This window comes from Chitinophaga sp. CF418, assembly GCF_900142925.1.
Lineage (GTDB): Bacteria > Bacteroidota > Bacteroidia > Chitinophagales > Chitinophagaceae > Chitinophaga.
This window is the reverse complement of sequence record NZ_FRCN01000003.1, coordinates 102,149-123,859: the sequence shown is the minus strand read 5'-3', so window position 1 is coordinate 123,859 and position 21,711 is coordinate 102,149. Positions and strand designations below refer to the sequence as shown.

Annotated in this window: 19 protein-coding genes and 2 tRNA genes; 5 read left to right on the top strand and 16 right to left on the bottom strand. The window is 46.4% G+C overall.

The window, feature by feature from the left end:
- Nucleotides 1-381: 381 nt before the first annotated feature.
- Nucleotides 382-1,194, top strand: a complete 813-nt coding sequence (locus F3I09_RS08220) for a hypothetical protein (protein WP_149694559.1) — start codon at nt 382-384, stop codon at nt 1,192-1,194.
- 388 nt (nt 1,195-1,582) lie between these two features.
- Here the strand turns inward: F3I09_RS08220 and F3I09_RS34370 are convergent, their stop codons facing one another.
- A complete protein-coding gene (locus F3I09_RS34370; protein ID WP_223233173.1) occupies nt 1,583-2,767 on the bottom strand; it encodes an endonuclease V in 1,185 nt (394 codons plus the stop codon).
- 80 nt (nt 2,768-2,847) lie between these two features.
- Between F3I09_RS34370 and F3I09_RS08210 the strand changes: the two genes are divergently transcribed.
- The 3 genes from F3I09_RS08210 (at nt 2,848) to F3I09_RS08195 (ending at nt 3,745) form a co-directional block, all read left to right on the top strand.
- On the top strand, nt 2,848-3,285 hold the full coding sequence (locus F3I09_RS08210; RefSeq protein WP_149694557.1) for a hypothetical protein: 438 nt from the start codon (nt 2,848-2,850) through the stop codon (nt 3,283-3,285).
- A gap of 305 nt (nt 3,286-3,590) precedes the next feature.
- Nucleotides 3,591-3,662: transfer RNA gene (locus tag F3I09_RS08200), tRNA-Asp, on the top strand.
- A 10-nt stretch (nt 3,663-3,672) separates the two neighbouring features.
- Nucleotides 3,673-3,745: transfer RNA gene (locus F3I09_RS08195), tRNA-Cys, on the top strand.
- A 4-nt stretch (nt 3,746-3,749) separates the two neighbouring features.
- Here the strand turns inward: F3I09_RS08195 and F3I09_RS08190 are convergent.
- From F3I09_RS08190 to F3I09_RS08175, 4 genes are all read right to left on the bottom strand, one after another.
- Nucleotides 3,750-4,859 (bottom strand): ribonuclease inhibitor, encoded by a 1,110-nt coding sequence (locus F3I09_RS08190; protein WP_149694556.1) that lies wholly within the window; start codon nt 4,857-4,859, stop codon nt 3,750-3,752.
- Between the two features lie 43 nt (nt 4,860-4,902).
- Complete coding sequence (locus F3I09_RS08185; RefSeq protein ID WP_149694555.1) at nt 4,903-6,360, bottom strand: SDR family oxidoreductase; 1,458 nt, start codon at nt 6,358-6,360, stop codon at nt 4,903-4,905.
- A 142-nt stretch (nt 6,361-6,502) separates the two neighbouring features.
- Entirely contained in the window at nt 6,503-6,889 is a 387-nt protein-coding gene (locus F3I09_RS08180) for a DoxX family protein (RefSeq protein WP_149694554.1), read from the bottom strand.
- Nucleotides 6,890-6,926: 37 nt separating this feature from the next.
- Nucleotides 6,927-7,388, bottom strand: a complete 462-nt coding sequence (locus tag F3I09_RS08175) for a hypothetical protein (protein WP_149694553.1) — start codon at nt 7,386-7,388, stop codon at nt 6,927-6,929.
- Nucleotides 7,389-7,519: 131 nt separating this feature from the next.
- Here F3I09_RS08175 and F3I09_RS08170 point away from each other — a divergent pair, with 131 nt between their 5' ends.
- Complete coding sequence (locus tag F3I09_RS08170; RefSeq protein WP_188133736.1) at nt 7,520-8,161, top strand: MarR family winged helix-turn-helix transcriptional regulator; 642 nt, start codon at nt 7,520-7,522, stop codon at nt 8,159-8,161.
- Nucleotides 8,162-8,319: 158 nt separating this feature from the next.
- Here the strand turns inward: F3I09_RS08170 and F3I09_RS08165 are convergent, their stop codons facing one another.
- From F3I09_RS08165 to nuoC, 11 genes are read right to left on the bottom strand one after another with little or no spacing between them, the layout of a single operon-like run.
- The gene (locus tag F3I09_RS08165) at nt 8,320-9,759 is read right to left on the bottom strand and encodes an NADH-quinone oxidoreductase subunit N (RefSeq protein WP_149694551.1); all 1,440 of its coding nucleotides are present in this window, start codon (nt 9,757-9,759) and stop codon (nt 8,320-8,322) included.
- Nucleotides 9,752-11,221, bottom strand: a complete 1,470-nt coding sequence (locus F3I09_RS08160; RefSeq protein WP_149694550.1) for a NuoM family protein — start codon at nt 11,219-11,221, stop codon at nt 9,752-9,754. The genes F3I09_RS08165 and F3I09_RS08160 overlap by 8 nt, the downstream gene beginning before the upstream one ends.
- A complete protein-coding gene (gene nuoL / locus F3I09_RS08155) occupies nt 11,218-13,107 on the bottom strand; it encodes an NADH-quinone oxidoreductase subunit L (RefSeq protein ID WP_149694549.1) in 1,890 nt (629 codons plus the stop codon). The genes F3I09_RS08160 and nuoL overlap by 4 nt, the downstream gene beginning before the upstream one ends.
- 7 nt (nt 13,108-13,114) lie before the next feature.
- Nucleotides 13,115-13,423: an NADH-quinone oxidoreductase subunit NuoK gene (gene nuoK, locus F3I09_RS08150; RefSeq protein ID WP_149694548.1), complete on the bottom strand. Its 309-nt coding sequence runs from the start codon at nt 13,421-13,423 to the stop codon at nt 13,115-13,117.
- Nucleotides 13,423-13,956 (bottom strand): NADH-quinone oxidoreductase subunit J, encoded by a 534-nt coding sequence (gene nuoJ / locus F3I09_RS08145; RefSeq protein ID WP_149694547.1) that lies wholly within the window; start codon nt 13,954-13,956, stop codon nt 13,423-13,425. The genes nuoK and nuoJ overlap by 1 nt, the downstream gene beginning before the upstream one ends.
- 12 nt (nt 13,957-13,968) lie before the next feature.
- Nucleotides 13,969-14,484 carry an NADH-quinone oxidoreductase subunit NuoI gene (nuoI, locus tag F3I09_RS08140; protein ID WP_149694546.1) on the bottom strand — a complete coding sequence of 172 codons (516 nt, stop codon included), beginning with the start codon at nt 14,482-14,484 and terminating at the stop codon, nt 13,969-13,971.
- Nucleotides 14,485-14,511: 27 nt separating this feature from the next.
- On the bottom strand, nt 14,512-15,468 hold the full coding sequence (gene nuoH, locus F3I09_RS08135) for an NADH-quinone oxidoreductase subunit NuoH (protein ID WP_149694545.1): 957 nt from the start codon (nt 15,466-15,468) through the stop codon (nt 14,512-14,514).
- Entirely contained in the window at nt 15,465-18,173 is a 2,709-nt protein-coding gene (gene nuoG, locus F3I09_RS08130) for an NADH-quinone oxidoreductase subunit NuoG (RefSeq protein ID WP_149694544.1), read from the bottom strand. Before nuoG ends, nuoH begins: the two co-directional genes overlap by 4 nt.
- Nucleotides 18,174-18,203: 30 nt before the next feature.
- On the bottom strand, nt 18,204-19,481 hold the full coding sequence (gene nuoF, locus F3I09_RS08125) for an NADH-quinone oxidoreductase subunit NuoF (protein WP_188133735.1): 1,278 nt from the start codon (nt 19,479-19,481) through the stop codon (nt 18,204-18,206).
- A gap of 4 nt (nt 19,482-19,485) precedes the next feature.
- Entirely contained in the window at nt 19,486-19,950 is a 465-nt protein-coding gene (gene nuoE / locus F3I09_RS08120) for an NADH-quinone oxidoreductase subunit NuoE (protein WP_149694542.1), read from the bottom strand.
- A gap of 14 nt (nt 19,951-19,964) precedes the next feature.
- The gene (gene nuoC, locus F3I09_RS08115; RefSeq protein WP_149694541.1) at nt 19,965-21,704 is read right to left on the bottom strand and encodes an NADH-quinone oxidoreductase subunit C/D; all 1,740 of its coding nucleotides are present in this window, start codon (nt 21,702-21,704) and stop codon (nt 19,965-19,967) included.
- Nucleotides 21,705-21,711 lie beyond the last annotated feature (7 nt).

Below are 21,711 nucleotides of genomic sequence, written 5' to 3'. Positions count from 1 at the left end.
TCCAGCAACGGGCAAGCTAGTAGCATTGACAGTTCGAGGCAAGCAACAAGACTTCGATTCTGCCAACTGCGAATGGCCCTAACACGGTTCTTAGTGAATGAGTAAAACCTGCAAAAATTCCAGCGTATATTACATAGCCTTGCGCTTTATAAATAAAGGTTATTCGCTTTGAGCTGCTTTCCTGGTTGTACAGGTGAATAGTATCCTGGCTTTATACCAAAGCAGGTATCACTATCAACGGCAAAAACAGGGATAATATGCTTTCATAGTTGCAGGGATAGGCATATATCATGCATAAGCGCATGATCTGCTTAAATTAACCCCCGAGATCCACACAATTCATTAAGTTTAAATTACATTTGTTTTCTTATAGCATATAATATGATTGTAAAATCAAAAGAAACGGGTAATGAACATTTTGTTGCAGGTATGGATGAGGATAGTTATTTACTTTTCTTTGATTGGGGGATGTATTCACATCTGCAATGGTGGTTGAAAACAGACTATGAGGTAATTGATCCTTCAGACAGTTATTATGTAAAGGATGCAGTCCACAATGTATTATTGATACCGGAATTACATACTGATAAGATTTTATCTGTCAGCCTGTCGGAAGATTATGGTTGCTCTCGTGTTGATAAGGAAGGGAATAACTACCATGAGTATCAGGATCTTGATTTCTATACTGGGGATATGACTGAAAATTGCTTGTGGAGCGTCTCATATGTTGCAATTGCCATAAAGCGGTATTATCAGGATATTCCTGGTACAAATGTTTATATGGCTGGTCATAATGCAAGAATAATAGGCTTTTTGAAAGGATATTTCACTGCCTTTATTGATCATGGTTATAAGCATTGCACAAATGAGGTGCAGATCCATTCATTTGGAAATTTCACATCCCATAAAGTAGGGAACGCCTATGGAGAACATCACACCAGTCTGCAGGAAATAGGGGATATCAGTCAATGGTGGGATAGCTATTTTAATAAATTTTTCTTTACGGACGATACTTTCAGGAACCGGAAACTAAGGCTGATCATCGATGCATTGTTTAATTTTGAACCGTTTAAGATATCTGAAATAGTGCTTATTGACAATAATGGAATAGTTCGTAATTATGATGTTATGAACTTGGTATTTTTAAATGATAAAATGGGCATTTACATACAAATTAGGATAATACTTCCCTAAAAAGACTAGCAGCTTTCTAGTTAAGGCTCCGTCAGCATAAACAAGGAGCGTTCTCAATAAAAAATATATATAGCCCAGGTGAAACCAAGGAAATCAAATTTCTCTTCCTCATGTCTCAATGTTCTATCTTCTATCTTCATCTTTACAGTAAACTATTTTAGTCTTTGCTTCGTGTAATGAAAGCTTACACGCCGCCATCCGCTCTGTGATCAACTTCTTTAGGTGTTGAGCTTGTTTCTTCATATAGCAGGGCGATATTTTTTAAGGACAGTCCCTGCTTCCTGATTATTGAGATATGAGGTCACCATTAATAAAAATCCACATAACTAATTGTAGGTCAATTAACTATGGCCAATATAGACATGTGGCCTGATATATTGACAGTCAATTACTTAATGCGAAAATCATTATTCGTAGACCTTGCATTGCTACCATCATACCAATTCTTCAAAGCTGCTCTATTATGAAGCGTTGCTACTTCAGTTGGTTTAGGTGATCTGGATTCGGCAGTCATTTTTAGTACGATAGCTGTTGCAGTCGCTAAAGATATCTTATGCCCTGATGATACAAAAACGGGGGCTGCTCCTGTCTGCGTTCTGAGTACATTTCCAATATGCCTGTCATCATCATTTGCATTCATTAAAGATGATACTTCACCTCTTTCATTTGCAGGAGGTTCAAAATGCCCTGAAAGAGGCATACTACTACAATCTAATGTCGGCCGGTCCAATACCACCCCTAAGTGGAAGGCAAGGCCAAAATAGAGGGGATGACTGAATCCATGATCGTTACAAATAATCAGATCCGGTAAAACAGTTAGTTTCTTCCAGGCTTCCTGTAAAACAGGTATTTCTGTAAAGGAAGGTAAACCGGGAATATAGGGCAAAGGAGCCTTCATACAATGGGTAGCTACTTCAATTGTCTCCAGTGTATTATAATCAAGCAGGATAATTGTTCCGGCAATAGTATCGCTATCCTTATCGTATTCCACATCAACACCGGCAATAATATTTATAACCGGAGGCAGTTCATCGGTATATATTGTACTTAAATTAAGTTGCCAGTAAATAGCTTTAGCCTCCGATCCGGTTAAAGGCAGGTTGTTGTGATCTTTCCCAATCTCCTGCTTTAGTCGCTCTAATTGTATTTTCATTTCATGACGCCATTCATCGGAAACAAACGTGTTATCAGCATGATATTCGACAGTTTTTGAGCAGTAGTCATAAACAAGGCTATAGAATTCATCCAATTTGATAATACTTCTATTTACAGGAGGGGTGCCAAAAATAGCAGCAAACTCATGATAAGCAGAAACTTCATCTCTCTGAAAATCCTCTTTATTGAAAAAATCTTCTCCGTCAAGATCTCCGAAAAAACGTATACTGCCCCCCATAACGCCATAAAACTCTTTAAGGATAATTGCGTTTAGGAATTCAGGAAAATCCCTGACTTCTATTCCTAATAAAAAGTAAAGCAGATTTTCATCTTCAGGAGTTATGTCAATTGATAAAGTATTCCTGATAGATGGAACTTCGTTTTTATATTGATCTATACCTGTAATTTTCCATTCCATAGTCTCAATTTTCGCCTAAGTGCACAAACTACATTTTTTTTGATGGAATTCAGTTAGGCAAGATAATATATCTTTACACCATGTTTGACATATTAGATAAATACAAAGCACAGGACCATTTCTTCCTCACTCCAGAACAAGATCTCCAGACAGTGTGCAATGCACCTGCTGATAGGAGTGGAGTATATGTCATCTATGCATTAAAAAAGGGGAGAGTTGAGCTGATCTACATCGGACATTCCGGAAAAATTGAAAAAGATGGTTCTCTCTCAATTAGAAAGGAAGGATTAGGTGGCTTAAAAGATGAAATCATCAATGGCCAACAGTTTGGTAAAACGCCGGCACATATTGCCTGGAAAAAACAGATGGCCAGAGAAAATATTGAAGCATTAAATATATACTGGTACGTAACCCACGATACCGGATATACAGACTGCCCGGATGTTTTAAAGCGGAACTTATTAAGGCAACACCAGGATATCTTCGGGGTATTCCCAAAGTGGAATAAATCTATTTAGAGTATTATACAAGCTCATTTGGTTTTTCATATGCAGCCCATGTGCAAAATATCGGTTGGCAGAACTATGTGAGCCGGTATAACCGGACAAGGTTTGCAAATAGAGGCTGTTAAAATTTATGGGCCTGGTATTGAATAATACCAGTTGTCTGTTGACTTTTAATGATCCTGCTCCTTCCACGCAGGCAAGACTATATATTTATTATAGCGTTCATCAACAGGATGCCGGATGGCGAGCTATTAGCAGCTTAGTAATTGATAGAGATTATTTTAATACTTAAATTATTATATATTTGCTCCCGTAATGGCGGTGTAGTTTAACTGGAAGAATGCCTGCCCGTCAAGTAGGAGGTCTAAGTTCGAGTCTTATCCTCGCCATTACACTTATGGAGGATAATTTAACTGGAAAAATATCAGTTTGCAAAACTGAAAATGTCGTCGGTTCGAGTCCCGCTCCTCCTCAACTTATCTATAAACGCTTTTTATAGCTTTGCTATCAGGGTGGATGTGGTAAGCAGACTTTCCTGAAAAACCATCCATGGTGATGGTATTCATCCCCCTTCTATCCATTTCCTTTTTCAGTATCACTTTATTTTCCTCCGGAAGATTAATCCTGGTGAGGTTAAGATTTTCTATCTGCGCCTGTTCCATAAAATATTCAGTCAGCAGTTGTGCGGATGCCGGAGACAACTGATTGGCCTTTGCCCCTAATGCCTTTGTAGAGGCTGCGTAACCAAGATCGAGACTTTTGATGCTTTTATTTGTTTTTAGTGCGGTGAACAGCAGCTGCATGCCTTTATCGGCGATATCGCAGCTGGCCAGACTCAGGTCCTGCAGCGTGGTATTGGTGCCTAAGGCTGGTGCCAGTGCCGCCATACCGTCATCGCCAATGTTGTTCACACTCAGGTAGAGGGACTTCATGTAGCTGTTGCGGAGCAGCATCTCATTTACGTGCTTCATGGTGCCGGCAGTCAGGTAGTTACCGCTGAGATAGAACCTTTCTATGGTGTTGTTCTCTGCGAGATATTGTAATAACGTATGTAATTCCTCACCCACACAGGTGTTGACAAGATCAAGCGTGCGGATATGTTTATTCTTTGACAACAGTTGTATAAGTGATGCTATACTTTCTCTGCCAATAGGGTTCCGTTTGAACCAGATGCTTTTTACACTTTCGTTCTCTTCCAATGCTTCACAGATGGCCTTACAACCTGTATGTTCAATGTAATTGCAACCCAGGTAAACGGTTTCAATCGTGTTGTTTGTCTTCAGCAGATCCGCTACTGCTATGGCGCCGGGATTTCCGAATGCGTTTGTACCTAACAGGATATGTTTTATGACTGTATTGTGCTTTAATGCAGCTGTTACCAGCTCAATACCTTCTACCCCCAGTTTCTGTTTACACATATCCAGGCGGCCGTCTGCCGTAACGGTTCCAACGGGGAATGCTTTATCGGTAGCCGGCAGTGGTTCATTGCCTGACAGAAAGTCAATCACCGGCTGAAGCTCCTGCCTGGAAAAGGGGAAGGTAGTTACTATGTTATCAACCGGACATATTACCTGAGCTGTTTGCATATAAAAAAGTTTATTGTTTTTGTAAGATAGAGATTAGTGTTCCTTACCACGCATGTGGCTGATAGTCTTTGAGAAAATGCCCAAACAATGGGAGTTCAGGTGACGTTACCCCTTTCACTATCGGGTCATAGATCCTTGCCATACCGTCTATTTCATCCAGCGGCGGTACAAAACCCTCTTCTTCATATAGCCGTTCTTTTTTAGGATAAGGATTCTCCTGGGTGATCCAACCGGTATCTACGCTGTTCATGAATATCTGGTCCTGTGCATATTCCTGTGCAGATGTTCTGGTCATCATATTCAGGGCAGCTTTGGCCATATTGGTATGCGGGTGGAAAGGTGTTTTGGAAGTGCGATTGAATTGTCCTTCCATGGCAGAAACATTGACGATGAATCGTCTCTCAAAGGGAGAGCGTTTCATCATCTCTTTCAGCTGACTATTCAGCATGAAGGGCGCAGTGACGTTCACTAACTGGGTTTCAAGCATCTCACCTGGAGGTACGTCCTCCAGTCGCATCGTCCAGCTATTGCTTGTCCTGAGATCCACTTGCTGCTGATCCTTATCATAGCGGTTTTCCGGAAAAGCAGTGGCTGTTTCATGTGGCAGCAGCTGTTGTTCATGACTGCCGGTCAGGAACTGGAAAGGTGTTGAGAAGGCGAGACATTGTCTGACAGCTTCCGGCAGATTATCCGTATCGCTTTCTTCAAATTCAAACAGGTGCCGGTAAAAGGCTACCGGTCGCTTGATAGTTTGAGCTGCGTTGTTAATGAGGATGTCCAGGTGTTTTTCCTGCGTTTGCAGGTATTGAATAAAACTGTTTAACTGTGTCAGGTTGCGTAAATCCAGCGCTACAATTTTCAGCCGGTGACTCCATGCGGAAAAATCTGCCTCCTGACTGAAGCGTATGGCACAGTCTTTTGCAAAGCGGGTAGTGACCCATACTTTGGCGCCATCACGCAACATACGCAGGGCAGTAAGGTAGCCTATTTTTATCCTTCCGCCGGTGATCAGCGCTATCCTGCCTTCCAGGTTGGCCTGCTGATGCCTGCGGGTATAATTGACGGCAGCACAGGATGGGCAAAGCATGTGATAAAAGAAATGTACCTGCTTGTAGGATGTTTTGCAGATATAACATCGTTGATACCTGGCAAGTTCCAGCGACTCATTTGCGTCCAATACATCTTCCGTATCAGGCAGCTCGTATTTGCGATACATGGCAGTCTGTGCCAGTACTACTTTTTTATCGTACTGTTTCAGTAAGCTTTGCCGCCGGGACAACTTCTGTACCTTCTGGAGAGACAGCAGCTGTGTAGATACGACAGGCTTATTATGTAATGCTTCAGCAGCCTGCTGTTTGTTATCTTTTTTTGCCCGTTTATAGAGTTTGGTGACCAGCCCTTTCAGGCTCTGGGTGTCCAGTGATTTATCAGGATCCCGGGATAGCACCTGCAATACCTTGATACACGTTTCCCACTCTTCTTTTGTGAAATCATTCTTCATAGGAAGGGATCTTTAGATAGATAAAAATATAAAATATCTATCTATCTAAAGAAACTGTTCCTAAAGCTGATGACAGGCAAGGGTGATCTTCCATTCCGTATGGAATATGATCCGGGACGGAAATGTTTTGAGAACCAGTGTATTAATGTGATGGTTTTGATAGCTTGAGGCCATTTATCTTGTAATAATAAAGGTAAGAAACGACCAGGCTGACAAAGAAGAACGTATGACCTATTTCAAGCAGGACGCTGTCTCCGCTGGATAGGTGAGCTATGGTTGCTGAGATAAGCGTGATAGCAAAGCCGAAATAGGCAAATTCCTTTATTCTGTGTGGTATCATGGGGATTACCAGGGCCAATACCCCGAGCAACTTGGCTACCGTCAGTTCTATCCTGAACCAGCCTGGCAGTCCCAGGTGGGCAAATGCTCCCTTCATTTCTTCATTGAATGAGAAGTTGATGGCACTCCACAACATGACGGCAGCTATAATGCCTGTCGCGATCCAGTAGATGATTTTATCTTTCTTCATTGTCTTTGTTTTTAATCGTAATGAATGCTGGTAAGAATTAGCTGAACTTGAAAACACTGAGCAGGATAATCGCAAAGAACATGACCAGCTGTGCATAATGAAACAGACGGAGCTTATTCTTTATCTGTAATGTTTCCCCGGCGTCATTGGCGCCGTCCGCCATTTTTTTCTTCAGACCGGTTACCAGGCGCCTGCCAATGATGATATTGTTCAGAATAATAAGGAGCACAATGGCAAATTTTATCCTGAACCATAGTTGCTCACCGAATATGCCATGTGTCATTGCCATCATACCTACGCCACTGAGGATGATAGCCGCCATTCCAAGTCCCATCAGCAAAGGGAACTTTATCATGGTCTGTAACATGGGTTTTGCGACAACAGCATCCCGCGCATATTGTTTCCAGAATTGCTGGTAGGTGACAAAGTCAGCGGTGGTAGTCCCTGCAAACAGCACCAACCCCACCAGGTGGAATAACAGAAAGCTTTGAAAGATCATTGGATAGTGGTTTAGATGTGTAATATATTACGGTTTCGATGTTTTATATGGCAAATGTATATCGTTTACGTAATAAATATACTATTTCCGAAGTATTTATTTTATGTTTGCTTCGAAAACAGAGTAATTTCATGAATAAAGCAGTAGTGCTCATCAATGAATGGGGGGCTTTTGATGCTCAATACCCGGATGGTAGCATTGAGGAGTTTTGCCGGTATTACCTGGCCAGTCAGAAAGAAAAAGATGACAGAAAGCCATTGCCTACGGGTAAATTTCTGCCTGTCAGCACGGATGGTGTATTGATGCGCCTGATCGGCAGGATCTTTAAGCTGCACGCTATCTATACTGCTGCTGCGATGGAGGGGACCGGTATAAATACGGTAGATGAATACTCCCTGCTCAATACCGTGCAGCAACTGGATGAACCGAGAAAAACGGAGGCAATTTATGCAGCTTTGCAGGAACTGTCTACCGGAACAGATATGCTGGGCAGGTTAAAGAAACTGGGTTACCTGACGGAGTATGCTGATAAAGAGGATAAAAGATCAAAACGGCTGAAGGTCACGCCGAAAGGTGAAAAAGTATTGATAACCTGCAGAAAAAGGATGAGCCAACTGGCAGAGATCATGTTCCATGATTTGAACGAAGATGACAAGATGTTATGCTTCCAGCTACTGAAAGGAGTGGAAACGAAATTTGCCGGTATCTGGCAGTCCCATAAAGGCAAAGAGTTTGACGACATCTATGATGAGATAGTTACATCGGCGCAATAAAATGGGTCTCTCCCCTTTTTGAGGTTACAAGTTGTGACTTCAAACTGTCAAATTCAACGCCATATTAAAGATGTCGAAAAATTAAATAGGCTTCAGCAGGAAGAGATATTCCGTACTGAAGCCTATTTAGTATTTCGGTATGATAGCTTGTATATGATCTAATGTAACATCAGAAAAGTCCGTATGCCCTGCAAGGTGAGGCTGGGGAATATTCCCAGCCAGCATATCAGTCCTGCCATGATCACTAAGGTGATATAAGTGGATACATGGAAGAACGGATGGACTGATTTGGGAATCGCTTCAGCAGATACTGTCGTAGAGAACAGGGTATTAATGACACGCAGATAGTAATACAGACCGATCACGCTGGTTAGTACCAGGACGATCAATGGGAGCCAGACGGACTGGTGTACACCGGCAGATAGTATAAAGAACTTCGCCAGAAAGCCGGCGGTAAGTGGAATGCCTGCCAGGGACAGCAGGGAAATAGCCAGAACGGTGCCTATGATAGGTCGCTTCCAAATCAGTCCGTCATATGTATGCAGCTCTTCTGCTTCATGGTGCCTGGAAGACAAAAGAATGATCACCCCAAAGGCTGATAATAGTGTGATAGAATACGCTGTCAGGTAAAAAATAGCAGCTTCAGTGCCCGCATTATTCCCTGGAAGAAATGCCACCAGCAGATAGCCGAAATGCGCAATAGAGGAATAGGCCAGCAGGCGTTTCAGGTTACGTTGTTGTAACGCAAGTATATTCCCCGTTATCATGGATGCAATAGCTATGACAGAAAAGATAGTAACAGCCAGCTGATAATGCTGTAGCTGGATGCTCTGTGCAAAGCGAAGTAACACGGCGAATGTTCCGATCTTGGAAATGGTGGCGATGAATGCTGTAACGGGAGAGGGGGAACCCTGGTAAACATCAGCCGCCCACAGATGGAACGGCACCAGGGCCAGTTTAAAGCCTACAGCAACGATAATAGTGCCAAGTCCCATGAGGAACAGCGGAGATGATCCTACCGTTGCCAGTTGCTCCGCAATACCGGAAAATTTCATACTGCCGGTTTCCATATAGATGAGCGCCATTCCAAACAAGAGGAAGGCGGAAGAAAGCGCTGCCAGTACAAGATACTTCATGCCGGCTTCCACTGCATTGTTCCTGTTGCGCAGGTAGGCGATCAATGCATATAAGCTTACGCTTAGTAACTCCAGTCCAATAAACAGGGAGATGAAATGCTGGCTGATGGTCAGGGTGGCGGCGCCAAGCGTAGCAAGGAACAGGAGTATGTAATATTCTTTGGGGTTCTCTTCCCGTTCCTCAAAATAGATGTATGAAAACAGCCCGATTACTAACACACAAAAAATGATCAGGCCTGTAAATACTGCCGCCTGCCCGTCTACAATAAAAAGTGGTGGGATTTCCTGGGGTAGTGTATCCCTGACATACCAGGTGGCAAAGACAACCAGGCACATCATCAGGAATCCAACCACCTGGATAACAGTATGGCTTAAGCGGAAAGCGATCAGCAATATGACAACGACGGAGGCCATTGCCAGTACAATGAAAGGAAGCAGGGCTGATAGTTGTAGCTCATTCATGGAGTAACGGATGAATAGTAGATAAATGTTGCACGGTATCGATAATAGGTTGCGGGAATAATCCCAGGACCACTATACTGATGCTCAGCGCGGCCATAATAACCAGTTCCCTGGCACTGATGTCTTTTACAGGCTCGGTAAAGTGCTGTTGGCCCATGAATACTTTCTGCAGCATGCGCAGGGAATATATGGCGGAAAGGATCAGGCCGAGAGTGGCAATGATGCTGAATGCCGGATGATTGGCAAATGCGCCCAGGAGGATGAAGAATTCAGCAATGAAATTGCCCAGTGCCGGAAGACCTGCAGACGCCATGGTGAACAGTATCGCTATGCCGCCCATTCCAGACATAGAGGTCCACAGGCCTCCCATCCGGTCAATATCCCTCGTATGCAGTCTTTCCTTCAGCATGCCTGCCATGACGAAGAGTGCCCCGGTACTGAGACCATGTGTCAGGATCTGCATCACGACTCCCTGCATGGCGATGCTATTGAAAGAGAAGACGCCCACCAGCACAAAGCCCATATGACTCACAGAAGTATATGCGATCAGGCGTTTGAGATCGGTTTGTGAAAAGGCTAGCAGGGCACCATAGATGATACCTGCCACTCCGAACAGTATCATCACAGGAGCAATGGCTACAGCACTTTCCGGGAACAGCGGCAGTACAAAACGGATGATGCCATAAGCGCCTGTCTTCAATAATAAACCGGCCAGCACAAGGCTGCCTGCTGTGGGTGCTTCTCCATGCGCATCTGGCAGCCAGTTATGGAAAGGCACTACCGGTAGTTTGATGGCAAATGCAATGAGGAAGCCCAGCATGATCCATTTCGCTATGGCCGGATCTGTTGCGGTTTGCAACAGGCTGAAATAATCAAACGTATATCTGCCTGTCTGATCGCCATGAATGAAATATAAAGCCAGGATAGACAACAGCATCAACAGGCTGCCTACCTGTGTAAAAATGAAGAACTTGTAACCTGCGTAACGGCGGCGGGCATCCCCCCATAAGATAATCAGGAAATACATCGGTATCAGCATCACCTCCCAGCAGAAGTAGAACAGTATCATGTCCATGGCAATGAACACACCACTGATACCGGCCAGTGTCCACAGCAGGTTAAAGAAATAGAAGCCAGTTTTTTCCTTAATCTCTTTCCAAGAGCAGAGCACAGACAGGATGCCCAGGAAGAAGGTGAGCAGCAGCAATACATGGCTGAACCCATCCATGGCTACATGGAAGCTGATACCTAATGCCGGTATCCAGTTTGCCTGGTAATTGATATACCAGGAAGTATTATCCGGGAAAGCTTTGTATACACTGAAGAGCCAGCACGCGATCAGCAGATCGGCGGTGACGGTGAGCAGGGCAATCCACTTTGCCAGCAGGGGCGATCTTCGCGCCGCCAGCCAGCATACTATGCCCCCTGCCAGTAATATGCATATCATCCATATCAGTATCATAACAGTAATTGTAAGGTGATGATAAACAGGATACCTATCAGCACACCAGTTACATACCATCGTAAGGAGCCATTCTGAGAGATGGAGAACAGCTTGTTGAGATGCAGGTTAGCATCAGCAATGGCAGTATATAGTTTATCGGATACGTCAGATTTATTGATGCGGGTAATGAACAGGAAGGGTCTTACCAGCAAGATATCATAGAGCTGGTCAAATTTCCATCCTTTAAACAGGAAATGCCGTACACTCATCAGGCCCTCAGATTGCTTCCATCGCATCAGCAGTTCGCTTTGTCCGTAGTATAACACATAACCAGTGTAAATGCCGAGAAGAGAAACACCTACGGCAATCAGCTGGAACACTATTTCCGGCGGCAGATTACTTTTCAGCGTTGTGGCCGGCAATGCCTGTTGTACTATTTCAGAAAAAAGAGAAACATGCAAGAGGTTATGCGGCCATTCTATCCAGCCTACCGCTATTGAGAAGAAGGCAAGTATGACCAGCGGAACGACCATAGCAGGTCCCGGAAGATGGCCTGGTGTTGTTTTCATGTCTCCCCAGAAAACTACCAGTATCAGCCTGGTGGAATAAAATGCGGTAATAAAAGCACCCAGCAGGGCCAATGTCCAGAGTACAGGATGACCGCCATTGGCACTCCATGCATACCAGAGAATCTGGTCTTTACTAAAGAAGCCCGCAGTGATCAGTGGCAATGCCGCCAATGCTGCAGCCCCTATTGTGAACGTATAAAAGATAACAGGCATTTTCTTTCTAAGCCCTCCCATTTTGAAGATGTCATGCTCATGGTGCAGTGTTTCAATAACAGCGCCTGCAGCAAGGAATAAGAGGGCTTTAAAGAAAGCATGCGTGAAGAAATGGAAGATTGCAGCGCTCCAGGCTCCTACTCCCAGCGCCAGGAACATGTAACCGATCTGGCTGATGGTGGAATAAGCCAGGACTCTCTTAATATCCGTCTGTACCATAGCGCTGCAGCCTGCAATGAATAGCGTTACGGCTCCTATTATGGCAGTGACCTGCATAGCAATGGGAGAGAGTTCGAAAAGGGTATGCATTCTTGCTATGAGATAAACACCTGCTGTTACCATGGTGGCCGCATGGATCAATGCACTCACGGGCGAAGGGCCTGCCATTGCGTCGGGCAACCATGTCTGAAGGGGAAGTTGTGCAGATTTACCGATCCCGCCAGACAGGAGTAATAAGGCGATCAGTGTAATAGTGGTGGAACCACTGCCGAATTGCTGAGGGGCTTTCGCCAGGATATCAGGGATATATAATGTACCCAGTTCTTTGAATAAAAGAAAGAGACCAATGATCATGGCAGTGTCGCCAATACGGGTGATCACAAAGGCTTTATTGGCAGCCCGGTAATTGGCCGGTGTTTCATACCAGAAGCCGATGAGCAGGTAACTACACAATCCGACGCCTTCCCATCCCAGGTACATCAATACCAGGTTGTCGGCCATCACCAATGTCAGCATCGCGCAGACAAAGAGGTTCATACTCGCAAAGAAGCGGGCATAATCCCTGTCCTCGCGCATGAAGGCAATGGAGTAAATATGGATCAGGGCTCCTATGAATGTAATGATGCAAATGAAGACGAGCGACAGTGCATCCATGCGCAGGCTGACATCTGCCGATAAGTGACCGGTAAGGAACCAGTGCCATAATACCTGCGTGTAAGCGCCTGTTTCCGGAGGCGACTGCAGGAAACCGGCACTGATGATGAGTGCAATGAGTGCGGAAGTGCAGATACTGCCGGCCCCGATACCCGCAATGAAGTTGCGGGACAGGTGTTTCCCCGCCATTGATAACACCAGGAAACCCAGCAGGGGCAGGACAGGTATCAGATACAGGTACTGTTGCATATAAAACTTAATCTTTTAGTTCTTTTAGTTCTTCAACATCCAGTGTCTTATGCTGGTGCTGGATCTGTAATACCAGTGCCAGTGCAACAGACACTTCTGCTGCCGCCATGGCCAGGATGAACAGGTACATGACCTGTCCGTCCGGCTGCTGCCACCTGGAGCCGGCAGCCACGAATGCCAGTCCGGCGGCATTGAGCATGATCTCGATAGAGAGCAGCATGAAAATGATATTCTTCCTTGTGAGTACACCTGCCAGTCCCAGTACAAACAGGATAGCGGCGACTATTAAGACCGTATGTGCGTGAACAATAGACATCAGTTCAGGTTTGGATATGTTTGAAGGAACCTGTGCAGGCTCTTTTTCTTATGTTTACCGATATGTGCTGCGCCTACAATGCCCGTCATCAGCAGGAATCCTACCAGCTCCACTGCAATGATATACTCTCCGTACAATGATAAGGACACCTGTTTCGGTGTGACGACAGTGGCAGGCATAGCTTCAGGTGCATCCTGTAACAGCAATACGGCCATCTCTGCCAGTAACACCAGCGATAATATTGATGGGCCAAGCCATGCCCGCAGTTGCAGCCATTCTTTCTCCTGTTGGGCGGTCTGCTTACCAAGGTTCAGCATCATCACCACAAAGATGAAAAGCACTACAATGGCGCCTGCGTAAACGATCACCTGTAATGCTGCTGCAAAGGGTGCTCCTAACGAAAGGAATGTAACCGCCAACGCCAGAAAGGACACTACCAGGTACAACAGTGCGTGGATAGGTTGATAACGTGTGATCACCATAATGGTAGACAGGATCGCAATGAATGATGATATATAGAAGACCAGAGACATATCCTTATATTTTCAGGGTAATAAACTTTTGATATCTACCGGGGTTTCTTCATCTTCTCCCTTACCTTTTTCTTTCACGCCTGCATCAAGACCAGCCACGTTATAGAAGTTATAACCGGGATATTTCCCCTGGCTGTCGATCAGCAGATCTTCTTTTTCGTATACCAGGTCCTGACGGTTGTATTCCGCCATCTCAAAATCGGGGATCAGCTGTATAGCGTATGTAGGGCATGCTTCCTCACAGTATCCACAAAAGATGCAGCGGGAGAAATTGATGCGGAAGAATTCCGGGTATCTGCGCCCCTCCTCATTTTCTGTGGCCTGCAGCGCGATACAATCCACCGGACATGCAGCAGCACACAGATAACAACCTACACAGCGTTCACCACCATCAGGATCTTTTGTGAGCACAATACGTCCTCTCCATCGCGGATACAGGGGCACTTTTTCTTCCGGATATTGTACAGTGACCTTTTTCTGGAAGAGGTGCCGGAAGACCAACCACATTGTACGCAGGTGACTAATCATTGTTATAAGTTTTATGTTATCGTCATTTTAAGATCTGAGCCAGAGTGCAATTGCACCGGTAACCAAAAGATTGAGCAATACCAGTGGCAACAGCAGTTTCCAGCCATAGCCCATCAGCTGGTCATAGCGGGGACGTGGCAGTGAAGCACGCAGCAGTATAAAAAGCCCGATGAAGAGAAATGTTTTCAGGAAGAACCATACTACCGGAGGCAGGAACGCAGGTCCCAGCCATCCGCCGAAAAATAGCGTGGCTGTCATTGCCGAGATCAGTGAAATACCCAGGTATTCGCCGATAAAGAACATCCCAAATTTCATCCCTGAATATTCTGAGTGGAACCCAGCTATCAGCTCACTCTCTGCTTCAGGAATATCAAAGGGCAGGCGATGGGTTTCTGCAAGGCCGGCGATAAAGAAGACGACAAAGCCAATGGGCTGTGTAACGACAAACCACAGGCCTTTCTGTGCGTTTACAATATCTGTCAGGTTGAAAGACTTGCTCAGCATGACCACCCCCATCAGGGAAAGTCCCATGAACACTTCATAGGCGATCATCTGAGAGGCGCCCCGCAAAGCACCCAACAGGGAGTACTTATTATTGGAAGCCCATCCTCCCAATACGATACTGTATACGCCCAACGATGACATCGCCAGGAAGAACATCAGACCAACATTCAGATCGGCTACCACAATGCCGGGCGCAAAAGGAATGATGGCAATGCCCATCAGTACACTGGCCACTACAATAGCAGGGGCAAGGATAAATACCCATTTATCGGCGAATGGCGGGATCCAGTCTTCTTTAAAGAAGAGCTTCAGCGTATCTGCCAGTACAATAAAAAGCCCCAGTGGCCCTGCACGGTTTGGACCTAATCTGTCCTGCCACAAGGCCAGCAGTCTGCGTTCAACCCAGATGAGCCCTGCAGCAATATTCAGGAATACGAAGAGTACGCCTAAAACGATCCATATGTGTTGCATTACAGTCATACGATTACAGTTGAGAGGTTCACCCATGCACCCCAGCTGAGTGCTTCCATGCCTGTCAGTCCTGCCGGCACCAGTATGATGCCATCGGGTAATGATTCGTTTATGGAGAGCGGGAGTGTGTATGTTTTACCATCGGTCTTTACAGCAACAGTATCCCCGTTCTTTAACTGGGACTGCTCCGCATCGCGTCTGGATAATGAGACATAAGGTTCAGCAGAAAGTGAGGCAATCCCTTTTGTGTATACACTTAGTTCGCCGGAGCCAAAGATGTGATACTGTGGGAGCAGCATCCATTTGCCTGCCCGGGGAGTAAATGCATCAGGGATGTCTTTTGAGAATACGGGTGGTGCAGTGGTCTGTTCAAACAACCGGATACCAGGATCACCTCCTTTCAGTGCGCCGCCGGCTTCTTCCTGGTACTTGGTCACTGACTGACCGGAGTTCCACCCCGGCGCCCAGAAGAAAGGAATAAGGGGAGAAGGCGGCAAGCCCCTGTATCCTTCCATTGTATATGACAGAGATGAGTCGTCGTCCTGTAGTGGTTTTGGCTCGCTTACGGTCAGATTGGCCAGCATGGCTGTACGGCCGCTATAGCGGTGTGATTCACGCGGAATACGGGCGCCATGGATACGAAAGTCGTGTGGTGGCGCTACCCTGGATACACCTGCAAACTGTGGAAGCCTGGCTTCCAATGCGTGCAGCAGATCGTCCATATGTTTTCCGTGACCGTTGGAGGCAGTTGTTACTAATGATTTGATGTCGGCGAGCCATTTGAAGCTTTCTCTTATCTCACTGTTTGCCGGCATGAATACCTGGCTGCTGCGTTGCGCACGGGCTTCGTTATTCACGAATGTGCCATCTGCCTCCGCGAACGTAGCAGCGGGGATCAGCACATGCGCTTTCTCTGTAGTGCGATTGTGCAATGTGTCGAGAACGACGATATGTTTACACTTGTTGAAGAATGTATCTGCTTTAGCGGCCGGGATAGAACGGTAGAGATCATTTTCCAGGATGATAGCGGTAACGTTTGTAGTGCGTTGTATGGCAGCAACTGCTCTGTCGAACGATGACGCACGCGTCATGGCAAGGCCCATGCTGTTGCAATCCTGCATGACAAATGCCAGCCCTGCTTTCTTCTCATTCATGTCCAGTGCTGCAGCAATATCAAAGGCAGCCCTGATCAGCGCGTTGTTCCAGCAGGACGTACCCGTAATGATAACCGGATGCTTCGCGGCTTGCAGGGCTTTACTGATGGTGGCGGCATAGGAGAGGAGTTCTTCTCCTGCATTGCGTACCTCCGGAAGTGAAGGGTTGAGTATATGCGCTATTGCAAAACCCAGCCTTGCCATATCATCCGGTGCTGCCTTCATGGAAGAAGAGGATATCTCGTCAAGAGGAGAGGGCAGCATGGTGATGTTGGCCAGGAATCCTTTATCCTCCTGCACCAGTTCTTTGATGGCTGCATCATGCCAGGTAGGAATGGGCAGCTGTTCAGTAGTATGCGTAGCGGCCGTCTTCATGACTGACTGGCGTACAGCCAGCGCCATGATGGGCGCCGTATTCCAGATATCTTCACCCAGTACCAGCACTGCATCTGCCTGTTCGATCTCTTTCAGGGAAGGGGTGTGGACAGTACCGGATTGCAGGATATCCACTATTTTCTGTTCAACGTATACCAGGTCATCCGGTACGCCCTGGTAGAAGTTCTCTTTGCCTACCAGCTCAAGAAGAGCGTAATTGCTTTCAAGAGACGCTCTCGGAGAGCCGATGCCAATCAGGTTATGTCCGGTTACCAATGCGCGCATATACTGCAGCACAGTGTCATGTTCTGTGGCTTCTATTGGCTGGTTACGAATGAGTGGCTGTGTGATGCGGTTTTCACTGTTTACAAATTCATATCCGAAGCGCCCTTTGTCGCACAGGAAATAGCCGTTCACTTCATGGTTATACCTGTTGACGATATTACGCAGTTGCCCGTAACGTTCGCCGGCAATCGTATTACAACCAAGGCTGCAATGCTGACAAACGGATGGTGCATTGGTGAGATCCCATTTGCGGGTATAATGTTCTTTTAAGGTCTTATCTGTAAAAACACCGGTGGGGCATACTTCCGCCAGGTTACCACTGAAGGGGCTTTCCAGCACGCCGTCTTTTTCCCTGCCGAAATAAACGTGATTGTGCGCTGCAAAAACATTGAGGTCTTTTCCTCCTGCATAATCGTGGTAAAAACGTACACAGCGATAACACTGGATACAGCGGTTCATTTCATGATTGATGAGGGGGCCCAGGTATTGATTGGGATAAGTGCGTTTTTTGAAATGATAGTGCCGGTAGTTATGTCCTGACATCACAGTCATATCCTGGAGATGGCAGCAACCGCCTTCATCGCATACGGGGCAGTCATGCGGGTGATTGGTCATCAGCCATTCTATTACCTGCGAGCGGAAAGCTTTGGCTGTTTCATCATTTACAGAAATGCGCATTCCGTCTTTTACACCTTCCATGCAGCTCATGACCAGACGACCACGGGTGTCTTCTTCATCTTTAAAGACCTTTATTGCACACTGACGGCATGCGCCGACGCTTCCCATGGCAGGATGCCAGCAGAAATAGGGCAGATCAATTCCGAGGCTCAGACAGGCTTCCAGCAGGTTCTTACCTGTCTTTACATCGAAGGGTTTGTTATCAATATAAATTGTAGGCATGTTGACGATGGATTTATATACTATTCTTCGTTAATCATACGGACATTTCTTATGCTCAATATGTTTTTCGAAATCATCACGGAAATATTTCAGTGCACTCTGCAATGGTTCCATAGCACCGGGCGCCAGCGCGCAGAAAGTATTACCAGGGCCAAGGAATTGCGTATGCATGTTCAGCAGTTCGAGATCTTCCGGCGTGCCATCTCCTTTTTCGAGAGAGAGCAGGATCTTTTCTACCCAGGGCAGGCCTTCCCGGCAGGGAGTACACCATCCGCAGCTTTCCTGTGCAAAGAAATGCTGGAGGTTGTGTACGAATCCAACGGGGCAGGTCTCACTATCCATTACGATCATGGTACCTGTGCCTAAACGGCTGCCTGCCGCTGCAACAGATTTATAATCCATTTTGATATCGAGGTGCTGTGTAGTGAGAAAGTCTGTGGATGCGCCACCGGGCAATACGCCTTTCAGTTGCACCCCGTTTTTCATGCCACCGGCATGTTCTTCTATCAGCTCGCGCATGGTAACACCCATAGGTAGTTCCCAGGCGCCTGGTCTTTTCACTTTACCGCTTACGCCGTATAGTTTGGTGCCGCCGTCTTCGCTATAACTAAGTCCTTTGAACCAGTCAGCGCCGTTGTTGACAATATGGGGAACACAGCAAAGTGTTTCTACATTATTCACAATAGTGGGTTTACCAAACAAACCGCTGATCTGTGGGAAGGGCGGTTTGGCCCTTGGTGTGGCGCGTTTCCCTTCCAACGCGTTCAGCAATGCAGTTTCTTCTCCACACATATATCGGCCTACGCCTGTGTGCAGGTGCATGTCCAGGTGAAAACCACTCCCGAGGATATCCTTACCAAGGTAGCCGGCATCATATGCTTCCTGAATGCTTTTCCTGATGAGGTCTGCAGCTTTGTGGTATGCCCAGCGCAGGAACACATAAGCAACTTCTGCCTGGATGGCGTAAGCAGCCAGGATCATGCCTTCTATGAGCTGATGTGGATTTCCTTCCAGCAATACCCTGTCTTTGAAGGTGCCAGGTTCCATTTCGTCTGCATTGGCGATAAGATATTTGGGATGAGGGGCCTGGTCACCCATAGGGATAAGGCTCCATTTGATGCCGGTGTTAAAACCGGCGCCACCGCGTCCTTTCAGATTACTGTCCTGTACCAGCTTCTGGAGTGCAGCTGGGGACATTCCACCACCACATACCTTGCGCACGGCAGCATATCCGCCCGTCATTTCATATTCTTTCAGGTTAAGCGGCGGGCGATCCGGATGAATGTTCCTGGTAAGTGGACGTTCCATTTTATTATGTATATTTTTTTAAGATATCATCCAGCATTGTGGGCTCCACATCACTGTAGAGGTCTTTATCGATCATTAGTGCAGGAGCATGATCACAGCAGCCGAGGCAAACATTGGGCAGTAGCGTAAACCGTTGATCGTTGCTTGTTTCTCCCATGCGGATATGCAACTTGTCTTCAAGGGCTTTTTGCAGGGAGCGGTATCCCATCACATAACAGGAGATACTGTCGCACAGCAGGATAACGTGTCTGCCTACGGGTTTACGGAAGATGAGATTATAGAAAGTAGCGACGCTGTCTACTTCCGCAGGACTTATTTCCAGATAGTCTGCAATGGCTTCCACACTTTCGTCACTGATCCATCCGCGGTGTTGCTGCACAATTTTCAACGCCTCGATCACTGATGCCTTTTTGTAGGGCACCAGGCTTATTTCGTGATCTATTGCTTGTCTTTCTGTTGCTGTAAGCATAAAAAATGATTTCACTATCTGTCTATATCTGCCAGTACATAATCCACACTTCCCAGTATGGAAAGCAGGTCTGCCACTGTATAACCTTTACTGATGTAGGGTACCATCTGCATATGAGCAAATGACGGAGTGCGTATGCGTGTACGGTAAGATGATGTGTTACCGTCGCTCACGAGGTAGTAGCTGTTAGCTCCCTTTGTTGCTTCCACGCAGCTCATCGCTTCTCCCGGAGGGATAACTGGCCCCCAGCTCACATTCAGGAAGTGATTGATGAGGGTTTCTATGTCCTGCATGGTATGTTTTTTAATGGGAGGAGTGGTGAGCGGGTGGTCTGCCTTATAGTTTCCTTCGGGCATATTGTTAAGGCATTGTTCGACGATGCGGAGGCTTTGTCTCATTTCTTCCACTCTTACGATGGAGCGGTCATAACAGTCGCCATTCTGGGCAATGGGGATATCGAAATCAAACATTTCGTAACCTGAGTAGGGCCTTTTTTTGCGGAAGTCCCATTCGAATCCGCAGGCCCTCAATCCAGGCCCCGTTACCCCCCATTCGATAGCCTCTTCAAGCGTATAGACACCGATGCCTTTAGTACGGGCTTTTATGAGGCTATTCCGTAGCACCATGTCGTTATAGTCCTTCAGATGTTTTGGGAAGTTGTCAACGAACTCACGTACGAGTTTATCCCATCCTTTTGGCAGGTCCTGTGCCACACCGCCGATGCGGAACCAGTTGGGATGCATACGGTCGCCGCAGATGGCTTCGATGACGTCGAATATCTTTTCCCTTTGGGTGAACATGTAAAATACGGGAGACAGCTGTCCCAGGTCCTGCGCAAATGTGCCGAACCATACCAGGTGGCTGTTGATGCGGAATAGTTCGCATAGCATCACCCTGATCACTTTTACTCTCTCGGGCACTTTGATGCCTGCCATTTCTTCTACAGCGAGCAGATAGGCGAGGTTATTCATCACACCTCCTAGGTAATCCACGCGGTCTGTATAAGGGATATAGGTGTGCCAGCTCTGGCGTTCGCCCATTTTTTCTGCTCCGCGGTGGTGGAAGCCGATCTCGGGAACAGCGTCTACGATCTCTTCACCATCCAGTTGCAGGATGATGCGTAATACGCCGTGGGTGCCGGGGTGTTGGGGACCAATGTTCAGGAACATGAAATCGGAGTCCTCGCTATGCGATTGCATACCCCACTCTTCCGGCTTGAAGCGGAGGGCTTCCTGCTCCCTGTCCTGCTTTTCATCCCACAGGCGGAAGGGGCCCATTTCAGTTGCTCTGGCGGGGTATTCTTTGCGGAGAGGATGACCTTCCCAGGTAAGCGGCATCAGCAGGCGTTTCAGATGAGGATGGCCTTCGAAGCGGATGCCGAACATGTCATATATTTCGCGTTCATACCAGTTGGCATTTTGAAAGATGGCAGAGATGGAAGGGAGGGTAGGGTATTCGCCTGCCAATGCTACCTTGATGCGGATGAACTCATTTTGTTTAAATGAGAACAGGTGATAAACAACGGTAAAATCAGCAATGGGTAACTTCTCTTTGCCGGCTCTGTCCCGTTCATCTATACCGCATAGATCGTACAGGAACAGAAAGTGGTTTGATTTCAGGTATTGAACAACGGACAAGATACTATTCTTACTGGTCCATAATGTAAGTATTCCGTCGGCAGTTATTTGCTGTTGAAATGTGTCCGGGCCGAAGCGTTGTATCAGTTGTCCGTGTATGTGCTCTGTCTCCAGCATAATTTAT

Excerpts from the sequence above, each read along its gene's own strand:
- F3I09_RS08185 (WP_149694555.1), bottom strand. The coding sequence starts at position 6,360 with ATGAAGAATGATTTCACAAAAGAAGAGTGGGAAACGTGTATCAAGGTA.
- F3I09_RS08180 (WP_149694554.1), bottom strand. The coding sequence starts at position 6,889 with ATGAAGAAAGATAAAATCATCTACTGGATCGCGACAGGCATTATAGCT.
- F3I09_RS08175 (WP_149694553.1), bottom strand. The coding sequence starts at position 7,388 with ATGATCTTTCAAAGCTTTCTGTTATTCCACCTGGTGGGGTTGGTGCTG.
- F3I09_RS34370 (WP_223233173.1), bottom strand. The coding sequence starts at position 2,767 with ATGGAATGGAAAATTACAGGTATAGATCAATATAAAAACGAAGTTCCA.
- nuoF (WP_188133735.1), bottom strand. The coding sequence starts at position 19,481 with ATGGAACGTCCACTTACCAGGAACATTCATCCGGATCGCCCGCCGCTT.
- nuoE (WP_149694542.1), bottom strand. The coding sequence starts at position 19,950 with ATGCTTACAGCAACAGAAAGACAAGCAATAGATCACGAAATAAGCCTG.
- nuoG (WP_149694544.1), bottom strand. The coding sequence starts at position 18,173 with ATGCCTACAATTTATATTGATAACAAACCCTTCGATGTAAAGACAGGT.
- F3I09_RS08190 (WP_149694556.1), bottom strand. The coding sequence starts at position 4,859 with ATGCAAACAGCTCAGGTAATATGTCCGGTTGATAACATAGTAACTACC.
- nuoL (WP_149694549.1), bottom strand. The coding sequence starts at position 13,107 with ATGCAACAGTACCTGTATCTGATACCTGTCCTGCCCCTGCTGGGTTTC.
- F3I09_RS08210 (WP_149694557.1), top strand. The coding sequence starts at position 2,848 with ATGTTTGACATATTAGATAAATACAAAGCACAGGACCATTTCTTCCTC.
- F3I09_RS08220 (WP_149694559.1), top strand. The coding sequence starts at position 382 with ATGATTGTAAAATCAAAAGAAACGGGTAATGAACATTTTGTTGCAGGT.
- nuoC (WP_149694541.1), bottom strand. The coding sequence starts at position 21,704 with ATGCTGGAGACAGAGCACATACACGGACAACTGATACAACGCTTCGGC.
- nuoK (WP_149694548.1), bottom strand. The coding sequence starts at position 13,423 with ATGTCTATTGTTCACGCACATACGGTCTTAATAGTCGCCGCTATCCTG.
- nuoH (WP_149694545.1), bottom strand. The coding sequence starts at position 15,468 with ATGACTGTAATGCAACACATATGGATCGTTTTAGGCGTACTCTTCGTA.
- F3I09_RS08160 (WP_149694550.1), bottom strand. The coding sequence starts at position 11,221 with ATGATACTGATATGGATGATATGCATATTACTGGCAGGGGGCATAGTA.
- nuoJ (WP_149694547.1), bottom strand. The coding sequence starts at position 13,956 with ATGTCTCTGGTCTTCTATATATCATCATTCATTGCGATCCTGTCTACC.
- F3I09_RS08170 (WP_188133736.1), top strand. The coding sequence starts at position 7,520 with ATGAATAAAGCAGTAGTGCTCATCAATGAATGGGGGGCTTTTGATGCT.
- nuoI (WP_149694546.1), bottom strand. The coding sequence starts at position 14,484 with ATGATTAGTCACCTGCGTACAATGTGGTTGGTCTTCCGGCACCTCTTC.
- F3I09_RS08165 (WP_149694551.1), bottom strand. The coding sequence starts at position 9,759 with ATGAATGAGCTACAACTATCAGCCCTGCTTCCTTTCATTGTACTGGCA.